The following is a 14,303-nucleotide window of genomic DNA, read 5'->3' as shown; positions in this document are numbered from 1 at the left end:
GTTTGAACAGTGTGACCTCGGCCGCACTGTTTTTATGTTGAAAGGGTTCGTAAATGCAAATTTCCGGTGAAAAAATTTTAGCCGTCATTGAAGCACAAGACTATTATCAAGAGGCGCTAACGGTAGCCGATGGTCAGGCCATTGAGCTGGATCAACTGTTTCAAAAAGTTGATGAACATCTAATGGATGCCCAGCTAATGTCGATTAGTTTGGCGGTAAATGGCGGGGTCAGTGAAGGTGGGACTACCTTGACCTTAGAAAGTAATGTCATTAACTTGCCTTTGCGTTATCAAAATCAATTAAAAAAACTAGTCTATGTGGAAGAAGACTATGATGTCAATCTATATATGTACATTGAAAATATGGATGTCAGTCAGTCACATTTAAAAATTGCTAAAGTGAGTTCGATTACTGCTTATAGTGATGACCTTGAGGGTGGACAAGCTAAAATTTCGCAGTGGTTTGATGAGCAGTTAGCCCACATTGTCGAAGTCCAAAAGCAAGTAGCTGCAGAAGAAGTAGCTGAAAAAGAAGCCGAAAATAAAAAAGCCTAAGTTCAAGCTAATCTTCGACTTGAATGCGGGCTTTGAGGTGAAAACGCTGACTACCTTGCGTAAAAGTGGCCTGTAGGGTGGGGTTACGTTCTTGGCCTTGGACACTTTCGAGGACGCCTAAATCTAAGGCGATTAGGAGTGCTTGAGCCAGTGTTTTTTTACTTGGCTGGATTGAGTCGCTAAGTAAAAAATCATCAAAATGTTGACGGGTGCGCTCGCCATGCTTTTGTAGGGATTGGATTTGGATATCAGTTAGTTTAATCATAGCCTTATTTTAACTGAGAAGTTAGGCCGGATAAAGGACTGGTCTTCTGTAATTTAATCTGTTACAATAGTGATATGCGATGAGTCGAGCGCGTTATTGAAACGCGATCAGCGGCCTACTGTGTTCAATCACAAATCTCGGATTAGATGTAGGTGGTAACGAAATTGTGGAATTCCGTTATCTCACCATGACTATCAGTGGCAACACTGAGGTGACGTTACTTGTTTGATTAAAGTTTACTTTAATCACGCCTGTCAGAGCGTATCTGGCATGCCAAACTAACAGCTAACTTTCGAGTTAGCTGTTTTTTATTTTGCAGCTCCAATGGGACTGGTATAATAAAAATACGATAAGGAGGGTCCCATGGCCGACAAAAATCAGTACTTAAGTGTCAGTGCTTTGAGTGCCTATTTAAAATTAAAATTTGATGCGGATCCTTACTTGGGCAAGGTTTATTTAACCGGTGAGATTTCTAATTTAGGAAACCGGCGGGGGCGTCATCTATATTTTTCTATCAAAGATCCAGAAGGACAGGCAGTCATTAAGGCAGCTATGTTTTCTTATGCCAGTCGCTTAAAATTCAATCCCGAAGAGGGGATGAAGATTTTGGCTATTGGTCGGGTTCAATTGTACGAACCGAATGGTTCTTATTCGATTATCTTGGATGAAATGAAGCCTGACGGAATTGGGGAATTGTTTTTAGCCTATGAACAGTTAAAGCAGCGCTTACAACAAGAGGGCGTTTTTAGCCATCCTAAAAGACGCTTACCGAATTATCCTAAAAAAATTGCCGTTGTTACCTCGCCCACCGGAGCGGTGATTGAAGATATTGCCAAAACCGTAGCACGTCGTTTTCCAAAGGCGCAGGTGGTTTTATTTCCAGCCGTAGTGCAAGGAGATCAGGCGGCACCATCGATGATTAAGCAGTTAAATCGAATTGATGATTTGGACTTTGATGTCTTGATTATCGGACGTGGTGGAGGATCAATTGAGGATTTATGGGCCTTTAACGATGAGGCTCTGGTACGACGGATTAGTGAATTGAGTCTGCCCGTCATTAGTTCGGTTGGACATGAAACTGATAATACTTTAACTGATTTAGTCGCTGATTGTCGGGCGGCTACGCCTACTGCGGCGGCTGAATTAGCCACGCCAATCAATCAACAGCAGTTAAAACAACATATTAATGATTTACAAAATCGCTTGTTGGCGGCAACCAGTCAGACTGTCCGTCAACGACAAATCTTTTTAGATCAACTAGTTAATCGGCCGATTATGCGCCAGCCTGATCGGCTCTATACCGTTTATCAGCAACAGGTTGACGGCCTTTATGAACGGCTGGTTAGAGTTTGGGCGCACCGCCTCCAAGTTGATCGCAATCAATTAAATAACTTACAACAGCGCCAGGCCCAACTTGGGCGTCATCTATTACAACCCCAGCAAGAAAAGCTAGCTATGTTAGCCACTAAATTAAACCTAGTCAGCCCACTGACGATTTTGGGACGGGGCTATGCCATTGTGCAAAAGGATGATGCGGCCATTGTTCATAGTGTTAAGGACTTAAAGGTTGCTGATCAGGTTGATTTACGCCTGGCCGACGGTCAGGTTCGAGCTGAAATTACAGGAGTAGAAAATGACAGAAGCAGATAGTTTTGAAGATAAATTAAAACAATTAGAACTGATTGTCAGTGCACTAGAAAAGGGTGATCGGCCTTTGGAAAGTGCCCTAACGGACTTCCAACAAGGCGTTGTTTTAGCTAAGGAATTGCAGAGAACTTTGAAAAATGCCGAAGATACTTTGGCAAAAGTAATGGACGATGAGGGCCAATTAAGCGATTTGGCGTTAACCAATGAATAAATTTAGTCAATTTAGCCAAGAATGGCAACCTAAAATTAATCAAAAACTCACTGATGACCTAGCTCTAATTGCCCCATCAAGTAATAACGCTGAAATGGCGCCGATGTTAGCCTATGCCTTGTTAAATGGCGGAAAACGCTTGCGTCCTTTATTAACTTTGGCAGTTTTACAAAGTTTCCAAGCTAAGATTAGCTCTGATGATTTACGGATAGCAACCATGGTGGAGTGGGTGCACAGCTATTCATTAGTTCATGATGATCTACCCGCGATGGACAATGACCAGTATCGGCGGGGGCAACTCAGTGTTCATGCTAAGTTTGGCCATGCCAATGGGATTTTAGTTGGCGATGCGCTCTTGACCGCAGCCTTTCAGGTCGGAACGTTAGCGACTAGTATTAATCCCAAACGGCTTTTTAAAGTGATTAATAGTTTAGCCCTGCGAGCTGGTGTGACCGGTATGGTTGGGGGGCAGTTTTATGATATGCAAAACCATCAGGGCCAAGTAATTACGAAAGAATGGTTGCTAGACAAGGTGTACCAACCTAAAACGGCAGCCTTGATTAGTCATGCTCTTTTGGCTGGGGGTTATCTGTTAGATTTGTCGGCTGCAGATTGTGATTTATTGAGGCAGTATGGTGAAAATTTTGGTTTAGCCTTTCAAATTCAAGATGATCTTGATGATTATCAACAGGATGCTGACGAAGAAATTACCTCTTTACCACATCTAATTGGCCTGACAGCGACCCAGTCCGTCAAGGCTAACCTGCTAAGTGATGCCCGTTTTTGCTTGAAAAAATTGGGGCAGGGCCACTTGAATTTTAACGCCGAGTTGTTAGATCAATTTTTACAGCAATTGGAGAATAAGTAGTGAAGGTAGAAAAAGAGCGGGTTGATATCCTCTTAGTTCAACAGGGATTATTTAGTTCACGCGAACAGGCCAAGCGAGCGGTGATGGCTGGTCAAATCCTGGGTGAAAATGAAGAACGATTGGACAAGGCCGGACAAAAAATTCCAGTAACCACTAGTTTACACTTTAAGGGTGAACGCTTACCCTATGTTTCCCGGGGTGGTTTAAAGTTAGCCAAAGCCATTGAAGATTACGACTTAAAATTACAAGATCAAATCGTCTTAGATATCGGTTCATCAACCGGTGGTTTTACGGATGTGTCGCTTCAAAATGGGGCTAAGCGTGTTTATGCCTTAGACGTAGGGACCAACCAATTAGTGTGGCAACTACGGACCGATGAGCGGGTGACCGTCATGGAAAACACCAATTTTCGCTATGTACATTTGGCTGATTTTCAAGATGGGCAGCCAACCTTTGCGACCATTGACGTTTCCTTTATTTCATTAGGCTTGATTTTGCCAACCCTGGATCATATTTTGAGTCAAACCGGTCAGGTAGTCGCCTTGATCAAGCCACAGTTTGAAGCCGGCCGTGAATCGGTTGGTAAACATGGCATCATTAAAGATCCGGCCGTTCATTTGGCCGTTCTAGAAAAAGCTTTGCAAATGATGGTTGATAACCACTTTACGGTCCAGGGACTAACCTATTCACCAATTAAGGGCGGGCAGGGTAATATTGAATTTTTGGCCTTGTTGCAGCATGATTTGACGGCTCGTGTCGATGATAAAATTGACCCCCAGGAAGTGGTTAAGCTAGCCCATAGTCAGTTAGATCAACAATAAATCTATTGCTAGTTCGTACTATTGGTAAGAACGTCTAAAACGAGAAAGGTCGGTGGTTAAAATTTTAGCGGAATTAATTATTGAAAATTTTGCCATTATTGATAAAGTCGATTTAAAGTTAGACGAGGGGATGACGGTTTTAACCGGAGAAACTGGCGCCGGAAAGTCAATTATCATCGATGCTCTATCGATGTTAGTTGGCGGTCGGGCCAATTCAGGAATGATTCGTCTAGGGGCTCAAAAGGCAGTTTTACAAGCTATTTTTGATTTAAACCACCCAGATGGGCAACTGTTGGCCTTGTTGAGTAGTCAAGGAATTGCAGTTGACGATGCCCAACTAATTATTTCCCGAGAATTTAATTTAAAGGGCCGCAACACTATTCGCATTAATGGGATGGTTGTCAATCTTAAAACCTTGGCGCAGGTAGGCCGGTACTTAGTGGATATTCAAGGCCAACATGATACCCAGCGGCTATTGGATGCCGATGAGCATTTACCCCTCTTAGACCAGTATGCCGGAGAAGAGTTGATGCAAGTCAAGCGCCAGTATCAAGGTATCTTTAAGCAATTTAAACAGCTAAACCAGCAAATTAATGATTTAAAGCATAATCAACAGGCGACCAATCAACGCCTTGACCTTCTAAGGTTTCAGCAAGAAGAACTTAGTCAGGCGGCGCTAAAGGCTGGTGAAGAAGATGAATTATTAGAGCAGCGAGCTAAGTTACATAATTTCAAAAAAATTGCTGATAGTTTGCAATTGGCACAAGAGATTTTAAATGGTAACAGTGAAATTAGTCTGGTTGACCAGCTAGGGACGGCTAAAAATGCAGTTGATACTGCCAGCGGTTTTGATGGTGATTATCAAAATCTAAACCAAACTTTAACGGATAGTTATTATGCTATGCAAGAAGCTAGTCGTGATTTAAACGAACGTTTGGATAGCTTGTCATTTGATGAAAACGACCTCTTAGCCATTGATGATCGTTTACAATTAATCCACCAGTTAGAGCGTAAATATGGTAACAGTGTCGCTGAAATTTTGGCTTATCAACGCCAGGTTGAAAAAGAGTTGGATGATTGGGATAGTAGCGGTTTAGATTTAGGCCAGTTAACTGAAAAAAAGGCCGCTCTTAAAGAACAAGTCCAAGCTTCGGCAAAGCACTTGCATCAATTACGACAGGCGGCTGGTGAGCAACTAGCCCAGGAAGTCAATCAACAATTGGCCGATTTATTAATGAATGAGGCCCTGTTTGAGGTTCATTTAACGCCCATTGATGGCTTTTTACCTAGTGGTAATGATCAGGTAAGTTTTCATGTTCGAACTAATTTAGGCGAAGCCATGGGGCCCTTGGTTAAAATTGCTTCTGGTGGGGAAGCTTCCCGACTGATGCTAGCTTTGAAAACGGCTTTAATTGCCCAAGAACCAGTTGAAACAGTCGTTTTTGATGAAATTGATACCGGTGTTTCAGGCCGGGTAGCTGGTGCGATTGCTAGTAAGATGTTGGCGATTGCCCAGCGCTGTCAGGTCCTAGCCATTACGCATTTGCCACAGGTGGCTGCAGCTGCTGATCATCATTACTACATCGAAAAGCAGGCCGTAGCTAAACGCACCATTACCCAAGTAGAGCTGCTAGATGAACCTGGTCGTCAAACGGCACTAGCGCGGATGCTGTCAGGAGATCAAATTACCGAAGCAGCCCTAGAGAATGCACGCGCTTTACGGCAACAATAAAAGCCTTAGCTTATATAGCTAAGGCTTTTTTACTAGGCTAGGCATCTAAGGCAAAGAGGAAGACTAAGAAGACTAGGGCCAAAACATACATTAGTGGGTGAACTTTTTTAGCCCGACCCGTCACAATCATTGTAATCGGGTAAACGATGAAGCCCAAGGCAATACCGTTTGAAATGGAATAGGTTAAGGGCATACCGATCACAATTAAGAAACATGGGGCAGCAATGGCCAAATCCTGCCAGTGAATCTTACGTAGGTTTTCAGCCATTAAAATCCCGACAACCACTAGCGCTGGAGCGGTAACTTGCGGAGTAACCACGGATAGCAGTGGCGAAAAGAAGAGGGATAGGAAGAAGAGGCCACCGGTAACGACACTGGCAAAACCAGTTCGACCGCCGATAGCAATCCCCGAAGACGATTCAACAAAGGCTGAAGTTGGGGAAGTACCAATTACGGCACCCACGGTCATACCAACCGCATCTGACATCAAAGCCCGTCCAGCTCGAGGCATTTGATTATCCTTCATAAAGCCAGCCTGTTCAGCCAAACCAATCAAAGTACCTGCCGTATCAAAGAAAGTAACTAGTAGGAAGGTTAAGATAACAATAACCATTTGTAGAGAATTAATCGTGCCTAAAGCATTGATACTAGCGCCCATGGTGGGTGCTAGGGAAGGGGCGGGGGCCACGATTGAATGGGGAAGTTTAATAATACCGGTGACAATTCCAAGGAGGCTGGTCAAAACCATACCGATAAAAATCGAAGCTGGAATTTTACGACTCATTAGGACCAAAGTCACCACAATCCCAAAAATTGATAGCAAGGTGGTGGGTGTGCTTAGGTGGCCCAAGGAAACCATGGTGTCCTTGTTGGCGACAATTAAACCGGCGTTATGCAAACCAATAAAGGCAATAAAGAGACCAATACCAGCTGCAATGGCAACCTTTAAATCCTGCGGGATGATGTTGATGATCTTCTCGCGGATTTTAAAAAAGGTAATTAAAAGGAAGATGATGGCGGCCACTAAAATACCAGCCATGGCCGTTTGCCATTTAATTCCCATTCCCAAAACTACTGAGTAGGAGAAAAAGGCGTTAACGCCTAACCCCGGTGCTACGGCAATTGGATAACGGGCGACAATGCCCATAAAGAGGGTAGCAACCCCTGAAGCAATGGCCGTTGCCGTGAAGACAGCGCCCGCATCCATTCCAGCAACCGACAAAACGGTTGGGTTAACAAACAAGATGTAGGCCATGGCGACAAAGGTTGTTAAACCAGCAACAGTTTCAGTTTTGTAGGAAGTCTTTAATTCCTTAAACTGAAAATAACGCGCAATTGATGACATAAAATCCTCCCAGATTTGGTTATAAGACTACCTAACTAGTGTAACAATAAAAGCTAATATTTGTCGGTCTTTTTTCGTGAAATAAGCTTATTTTTTTATTTTTAAGAGAAAAATATAGATATATTACCGTAAAATACGAATTATAACTAATAATAGTTCGGATTTTAATTTATATCCATGTTAATGACTATCAGAAACTTACAGCGTATTTTGTTTTCTACTTTGGGCCTAGGTTATAATAAGAAACAGAAAAGTTTAGCTTAAATAAAGGAGTCGGTGAGATGGAAGACAGAACCTGGCAACGCATTCAAAAATATACCCAACTGCAAGGTACGTCGGGGCAGGAAGCTAACATTGCCCAAGCCTTTCGCGCTGACTTAACCCCCTTGGTGGATGAAGTTAGTCAAAACGGTTTAGGTGGCATGTTTGGTGTAAAAAATAATCAATCAACTGGCCCACGGGTCATGTTTGCGGCCCACATGGATGAAGTGGGTTTTATGGTCAAAGATATTTTACCCGCTGGAACCATTCAAGTGGTTGCTTTAGGCGGTTGGAATCCTTTAGCAGTTAGTTCACAACGGTTTAGCCTCTTTACTAAAAACGGAGTTTATCCGATTGTCAGTGCTTCAGTTTCACCACATTTACTAGCTAAAGACCAAGCAATCACCGGCTTAAAAATTGAAGATATGCTTTTTGATGCCGGCTTTGTTGATCGAGAAGAAGCCCACGAGTATGGCGTTCGTCCCGGCGATTTTATCGTACCTGATACCCAAACGACGATGCTGGCCAACCAAAAGCGTGTCGTTTCTAAGGCCTGGGATAACCGTTTTGGTTTGGTGACACTGTTAGAAGCCTTGACGCAGTTACAAGGGGTGGCAACACCAAATACTTTGATCATGGGGGCTAACACGCAAGAAGAAGTCGGTCTTCGTTCAGCAACAGCTGGCGTGGAACAAATGCGTCCAGATATTTATTTTGCTGTGGATTCAAGCGCTGCTGATGATAATCGGGGTGCTCAGGGTCATCAAGGGAAATTAGATCAAGGAACCTTATTGCGGGTTTATGATCCAACCCTGGTCACGCCGGTACGTTTGAAGGAATTTTTGCTGTCAGTGGCTGAAGATAACCATATCCCTTATCAATACTTTTTGTCTCAGGGAGGTACTGATGCTGGGGCGGCTCAAAAGGCTTTACAAGGGGTGCCTTCGGTCGCCTTAGGAGTGGCATCACGTTATATTCATACCCACGAAACAGTTTGGTCGATTGCTGATTTTGAAGCTGCCCAGGCCTTTGTGGTGGCGATTGCCAAGAATCTAGACCAAAGTAATTACGAACTAATAATGGGTAAGTGATGTTTAAAAAATTACAAAAATTAGACTACTGGATTGCCGTACCCTATGCGACTTTAAGTGCCATTGGGGTCGTGATGGTGTTTTCAGCTAGTGAAAATATCTATACTAGTCCACTCTTTAATTTTTTAAAGCAGTTATTATTTGTTTTACTAGGTTGGGGGATGGCCTTTTTAGCATTTCATTTTAGTCAAAAAGAACTCCGCCGACCTTCATTTTTAAAATGGACGATGATTGCGACGATTATTTTGTTGATTGTCGCGCGTTTAGCACCTGAAATTAACGGGGCTCACGGTTGGATTCAAATCTTGGGCTTTACGATTCAACCGGTCGAGTTAGCCAAGGTGATTTTAATTCTCTATTTTGCTGATCTCTTTGACCGCTATCCCTGGCATCAGGAATTGAGTTTGGTGCAGCAGTGGCGACGCTGGCGGCCTCGCATAACCAGCTTTTTTTTACCGTTAGTCATTTTAGTTTTAATTACGATCATGCCGGACTTGGGTAATTTGGCGATTACCTTAGGAATTATCGTATTATTGTGGATGGCTTCGGGCCTATCTCGTAAAGTAGCCTTTTGGCTGATTGTTTTGGGCGCTTTAGCCTTCATTTTTTTACCAGAAATTATTCAACTCTTTCATCTGGGTACTAGCCATTCCTATGCCATTCGACGCTTAACTAATTTCGTTGATCCCTGGGTTAACGTCGATCAGAGTCGGCAGTTACTGTATAGTTATTATGCCGTAGCCCACGGTGGCCTATTTGGCGTTGGCTTGGGCAACTCCTTAATTAAACCTTACCTGCCTGAAGCCAATACCGATTTTATTATGGCGGTAGCAACCGAGGAATTAGGTGCTTTAGTGGTTTGTGCCGTTTTAGTTTTCCTATTGGTATTAATTGGCCGCCTGTTGTACTTAGCCATTCGCCAAGGGGAGCAATATCGCCGATTGTTTTTGGTCGGTGTGTCGGCCTTGCTCCTCTTACAAGCCTTTGTTAATCTGGGTGGTGTGATTGGCCTCTTACCAATTACGGGGGTGGTTTTCCCCTTTATTTCGGGTGGTGGATCATCATTTATTGTCTTTAGTGCGGCGATTGGTTTTGCCTTAAATATTGCCGCTAAAACCAAGCAACCATTGCAACCCAATCCCCAAGATGTAATAGCTCAAAAGGATTATCGATGACATTTGAAATACAAGCACGTCGTGCTATTTATGTTTATTTAAGAAATTTAAAAAACGTCAATCAGTTAAAAAAATTTGGTCAGGTACTCTATGTTTCTGAAGCCATGAACTTGGTTGAACTTTATATCAATGAAGATCAGGTAGAAGCCTTGGTCAAAAAATTACGACAGTATCGCTTTGTCAAGCACATTAAAATTTCACCACGCCCTGATATTGATCCCGATTTGGAAAATAAGCATGATGATGTTTTCTTTGAAGATTATGATGATGAAGTCAGTAAGGTAGAGGAGCAGAATTAACATGCGCGTAATTGCCGGAAAATTTAGAGGCTTACATTTAGAAGCTGTCAAGGGTGCCAATACTCGTCCGACGACTGATAAGGTGAAAGAAGCGATGTTTAGCATGCTCATGCCTTATTTATCAGGTGGACAGGTACTGGACCTATACGCTGGTACAGGTGGTTTGGGGATTGAAGCAGTCTCACGGGGGATGGATCACGTTAGCCTAGTTGATCGCAACTTTCAAGCCATCCAAGTTATCACTAATAACGTGGCTAAGTTACATGCACCGGACTTATTTACTATCATTAAAGCACCAGCTAAGGTGGCTCTTGGTCGTTTGGCTCAGGCTGGTAAGCAGTTTGATTTGATTTTAATGGATCCGCCCTATGCCAAAGAGACGATTGCCGATGATTTGGCAGCCATGGCTGACCAAAATTTGCTTAATTCGGAAGCAATTATTTTAGTGGAAAGTGATCAAGCGGCTCAGTTGCCCTTGGATAGTGACAACTTTCAGCTTTTAAAACAAAAGCAATACGGGATCACCTATGTCACGCTTTATCAATATTTAAATCATAAGTAAGGTATGTAAAAATGAGAAAAGCAGTTTTTCCAGGAAGTTTTGACCCACTAACTAATGGGCATATGGACATTATTACGCGTGCTAGTCAGCTTTTTGATGAGGTGATTGTAGCAGTCGGAACCAACACCAATAAGACTGGATTATTTACTACCCAACAGCGTCTAGCCTTGGTGACCGAGGCCGTAGCGGATTTGGATAATGTCAGTGTGGGTGCCATTGATGGGTTAACCGTTGATTTTATGCAGGCTAAGGGTGCTAAATACATTATTCGGGGTCTTCGAAATTGTAAAGATTTTGAGTATGAACGTGATATTGCTGGGGTTAACAGTGTTTTAGCCGAAGTAGAGACAGTGCTCTTGTTGGCCCGGTCGGAAAATCAAAACATTTCTTCTTCGATGGTCAAAGAAATTGGTAAAACGGGGGCCAAAAACATGGATCAATTTGTACCACCGATTGTGGTAAAGGCCTTGGAAGAACAATTCAAATAAAAATTATGAAACTCCTCAGCTCGAGGAGCTTTTTTATGCTCATTTTTAACTTGTGATAGTTTTGGAAATTCAAACCGTACTATCTAGTAGAAAGGTGAGGTGGCAAATGGCATTTTTACAGGTAAGTCGGCAATGGCTTCAAGGACATCAACGCCTAGCATTAATGGGTGTGATTACGTTTGGGATAGTCTTAGTTTTAGTAGCTTGGGCAATGTTTAGTACTAATAGGCAACCGGCGGCTCGGCCCAATAAAGCTAATGTTGACATGGTTAGTTCGACTGATGCCAGCAGTAGTACTAGCCAGTCAACGGCGATTACTGTTGATGTCAAAGGCGCAATTGTTCATCCTGGTCTTTATCATTTGAAAGAAAATCAACGTTTGGCCGATTTAATTCAATTGGCCGGGGGATTAACAGATCAAGCTGATCAACGCCAAATCAATTTAGCCCAAAAATTAACTGACGGGCAGGCGATTTATTTAATAAGCCAGGGAGAAAATCCAATAAATCCGGATTTAAATGTTGGGAGCACACCCAGTAATAGTGCCAGAACCGTTAATTTGAATACGGCTAGTTTAGAGGTACTGCAGCAATTAGATGGGGTCGGCGCTAAAAAGGCCGAAAAAATTATTGCCTATCGGAACAGCCAGCATGGTTTTAAGAAGATTGAAGAATTAAAAGAAGTCGAAGGAATCGGGGAAAAACGATTTGAAAAATTAAAAGCTAAGGTTAGTGTATGACGACTAGAGCAGATCAATATATGCTCTTGATTAGTCTCTGGATTGCCTCAATGAGTGGGCTGATTTTTCAATTTAACGGGGTAACTGTGCTGTTAGCTAGCCTGGTTTTGGCCTTGCTTGTCTGGCAAAAGTCGCTATCTTTAATCCTATGGAGTTTATTGGTCAGTCTGATAGTTGGCTTATATTTTATTAGTCATCAAGGCCAATTAGAAAATCAGGCCCGGCAAAGTTATCCAACAACTGGGACCTATCGTGGACGGTTAATGCCTGATGAGTTAAAGGTTGATGGACAGCAGTTAAGTGGCCTAGCCCATTTTCAAAATGGCCAAACAGTCCGGTTTTTCTGGCAAATTTCTAGCCAAAAAGAGCAAAAGAATTGGCAGGTTAATCACCAAGTCCTGGATTTTGAGGCTCAGGGGAGTTTGCTGGCTCTAGAAGCTCCCAGTAATTTTAATCAGTTTGATGGTCAGGCCTATGCTAAAACGCAGGGCATCACCCATCAATTGCAGATTAAAAATTGGCATGTAAAACCGGTTCAAAGGGCTAATTGCTGGGATAGTTTTAGTTTTAACTTGCGGACTTGGCATGCCAGCTTGTTAAATCAAGCCGATCAGTTACCCCGCCCGTTAAGTTATTACACCCAAGCCCTAATCTTGGGGGCCAACTCGCAAGAACTGTATGCTGATAATCCCGGTATTTCGACCATGGGTTTGATACATTTATTTAGTGTATCTGGTTTTCAAGTTAATTTACTAACTGGTATCGTTTTTGCCATTAGTAAGCGATTGGGCCTTTTGTATGAACTGGTAGCAGGATTATTGATGATTTTGTTACCCTTATATTTTATTTTTTCTGGTAGTCCGGCCATTCTTATTCGAGCGATTGTGGCTGGGGAATTAGGCTTACTGGTTAAAATAACCACTTGGCGCATTAATCGCGTTAAGATTTGGTCAATTGGTTTGGTGAGTTCACTCATGATAGCACCGCAATTGCTATTAACATTAGGTGGGCAACTGTCCTTTGCCTTAACCTTTGGCCTACTATTTGTCAGACAATTAACGACTTGGCAACGTAATCTTTGGTTAGGCTTGATTTCTTTTCCATTAATTATTGGCCACCAATTTACCTGGCATATTTTACAAAGTTTAGTGAATTTAATCGCCATACCACTTTTTGAAATGGTCATTGTTCCCACAGTTTTAGTTGGATATCTCGGTCAGGGATGGCCCCTTATTAGTGGCTTTTGTAATGATATATTAAGAATTTTTGCTAATTTAATTGATTTTTGTGCCACCTTGCCGGGTAATTTTGTGATTGGAAAATTTCCGTGGCTGCTTAGTCTGGGCTTATTTTTAGTGGGGTGGTTTGTTTACCATGCCAATCGAAAAGTTAGTTGTGGGGCTAAAATCATTTGGGTCAGCCTCTTTTTACTGGGCTATCTTAGTGTTCATTTTCCATATCAAGGTGAATTTACGACCTTTGATATTGGCCAAGGAGATAGCGCCTTGATTCGAACGCCTTGGAATCAAAGTATCACCATGATTGACACGGGCGGAAAGGTCGAATTTGGAAAACAGGCCTCCTGGCAGCTGCGGCAATATCAGCGTTCACGAGCAGAAATGGTGATTGTCCCTTATCTTCATAGTTGTGGGATTAGTCGGATTGATAATCTGGTATTGACTCATCAAGATCAGGATCATATCGGGGATACCCAGGTGCTTTTGCAACAATTTAAAGTTAAAAACGTAATCATTCCTGCTGGTATGGAAAAACAAGCGGCCTATGCTAAAAAAATTAAGCCCTATCTGGGGAAAAGTCGCTTAATTTTAGCTACTAATCAAACCCAGGTCGCTAATTTACCCTTCCAATTTGTTCATCCTTTTCAAGCTGGTCGGGGAGAAAATGAAGATTCCTTGGCCCTGTATGGGCAATTGGGCCCTAACAAAATTTTTACCGCCGGAGATTTAGATCGTAAAGGCGAACAAGCGATTGCGAATTACTATCCAGATTTAAAAGTCGATATTGTTAAATTTGGACACCATGGCTCTAAAACGGCACGGATAGCCAAGTTATGGCTCGTTGGCAGCCAACAGTCGGAATTATTTCAGCTGGTCGCAATAATCGTTATCATCATCCTCACTTAGAAACCTTAGAAACGGCGCAGCATTATCAAATTGGCCTCTTCAATACGCAAAATAATGGTATGGTAAAATACGTGTACACTAAGCATCATGGTCATTTTGAG

General features: G+C 42.6%; 15 protein-coding genes. 13 read left to right on the top strand and 2 right to left on the bottom strand.

Translation table 11 applies throughout. The annotated features are described in order from the left end of the window. The first annotated feature begins 53 nt into the window (after positions 1-53). Positions 54-554: a hypothetical protein gene (locus C7384_RS02860; protein WP_089938164.1), complete on the top strand. Its 501-nt coding sequence runs from the start codon at positions 54-56 to the stop codon at positions 552-554. A gap of 7 nt (positions 555-561) precedes the next feature. Here the strand turns inward: C7384_RS02860 and C7384_RS02855 are convergent, their stop codons facing one another. After that, entirely contained in the window at positions 562-819 is a 258-nt protein-coding gene (locus C7384_RS02855) for a hypothetical protein (RefSeq protein WP_089938166.1), read from the bottom strand. 363 nt (positions 820-1,182) lie between these two features. Here C7384_RS02855 and xseA point away from each other — a divergent pair, with 363 nt between their 5' ends. From xseA to recN, 5 genes are all read left to right on the top strand, one after another. Further along, entirely contained in the window at positions 1,183-2,469 is a 1,287-nt protein-coding gene (gene xseA, locus C7384_RS02850) for an exodeoxyribonuclease VII large subunit (RefSeq protein ID WP_089938168.1), read from the top strand. Continuing rightward, positions 2,453-2,677: an exodeoxyribonuclease VII small subunit gene (locus C7384_RS02845; RefSeq protein ID WP_089938170.1), complete on the top strand. Its 225-nt coding sequence runs from the start codon at positions 2,453-2,455 to the stop codon at positions 2,675-2,677. Before xseA ends, C7384_RS02845 begins: the two co-directional genes overlap by 17 nt. Further along, positions 2,670-3,545 carry a polyprenyl synthetase family protein gene (locus C7384_RS02840; RefSeq protein WP_089938172.1) on the top strand — a complete coding sequence of 292 codons (876 nt, stop codon included), beginning with the start codon at positions 2,670-2,672 and terminating at the stop codon, positions 3,543-3,545. Before C7384_RS02845 ends, C7384_RS02840 begins: the two co-directional genes overlap by 8 nt. After that, positions 3,545-4,366, top strand: a complete 822-nt coding sequence (locus tag C7384_RS02835; protein ID WP_089938174.1) for a TlyA family RNA methyltransferase — start codon at positions 3,545-3,547, stop codon at positions 4,364-4,366. Before C7384_RS02840 ends, C7384_RS02835 begins: the two co-directional genes overlap by 1 nt. Before the next feature lie 61 nt (positions 4,367-4,427). Beyond that, positions 4,428-6,098 (top strand): DNA repair protein RecN, encoded by a 1,671-nt coding sequence (recN, locus tag C7384_RS02830; RefSeq protein WP_089938334.1) that lies wholly within the window; start codon positions 4,428-4,430, stop codon positions 6,096-6,098. A 37-nt stretch (positions 6,099-6,135) separates the two neighbouring features. Here recN and C7384_RS02825 read toward each other — a convergent pair whose 3' ends face one another. Next, complete coding sequence (locus tag C7384_RS02825) at positions 6,136-7,443, bottom strand: NCS2 family permease (protein ID WP_089938175.1); 1,308 nt, start codon at positions 7,441-7,443, stop codon at positions 6,136-6,138. 281 nt (positions 7,444-7,724) lie between these two features. Here C7384_RS02825 and pepA point away from each other — a divergent pair, with 281 nt between their 5' ends. The 7 genes from pepA to C7384_RS02790 all read left to right on the top strand — a co-directional run bounded on the left by pepA (position 7,725) and on the right by C7384_RS02790 (position 14,202). Next, positions 7,725-8,795: a glutamyl aminopeptidase gene (pepA, locus tag C7384_RS02820; RefSeq protein ID WP_089938177.1), complete on the top strand. Its 1,071-nt coding sequence runs from the start codon at positions 7,725-7,727 to the stop codon at positions 8,793-8,795. Then, a complete protein-coding gene (locus tag C7384_RS02815; RefSeq protein WP_089938179.1) occupies positions 8,795-9,970 on the top strand; it encodes an FtsW/RodA/SpoVE family cell cycle protein in 1,176 nt (391 codons plus the stop codon). The genes pepA and C7384_RS02815 overlap by 1 nt, the downstream gene beginning before the upstream one ends. Further along, positions 9,967-10,269, top strand: coding sequence for a YlbG family protein (locus C7384_RS02810; protein WP_089938181.1), 303 nt, complete (start codon positions 9,967-9,969; stop codon positions 10,267-10,269). Before C7384_RS02815 ends, C7384_RS02810 begins: the two co-directional genes overlap by 4 nt. Position 10,270: 1 nt before the next feature. After that, positions 10,271-10,831, top strand: coding sequence for a 16S rRNA (guanine(966)-N(2))-methyltransferase RsmD (gene rsmD / locus C7384_RS02805; RefSeq protein ID WP_089938183.1), 561 nt, complete (start codon positions 10,271-10,273; stop codon positions 10,829-10,831). Between the two features lie 11 nt (positions 10,832-10,842). Further along, positions 10,843-11,319 carry a pantetheine-phosphate adenylyltransferase gene (gene coaD / locus C7384_RS02800; protein WP_089938185.1) on the top strand — a complete coding sequence of 159 codons (477 nt, stop codon included), beginning with the start codon at positions 10,843-10,845 and terminating at the stop codon, positions 11,317-11,319. 106 nt (positions 11,320-11,425) lie between these two features. Continuing rightward, on the top strand, positions 11,426-12,058 hold the full coding sequence (locus tag C7384_RS02795; protein ID WP_089938187.1) for a ComEA family DNA-binding protein: 633 nt from the start codon (positions 11,426-11,428) through the stop codon (positions 12,056-12,058). Then, positions 12,055-14,202 (top strand): DNA internalization-related competence protein ComEC/Rec2, encoded by a 2,148-nt coding sequence (locus tag C7384_RS02790; protein ID WP_089938189.1) that lies wholly within the window; start codon positions 12,055-12,057, stop codon positions 14,200-14,202. Before C7384_RS02795 ends, C7384_RS02790 begins: the two co-directional genes overlap by 4 nt. Positions 14,203-14,303: the final 101 nt, after the last annotated feature.

Origin of the sequence: Convivina intestini (assembly GCF_003096575.1) — a bacterium.
GTDB lineage: Bacteria > Bacillota > Bacilli > Lactobacillales > Lactobacillaceae > Convivina > Convivina intestini.
This window is presented reverse-complemented; position numbering and strand designations above follow the sequence as displayed.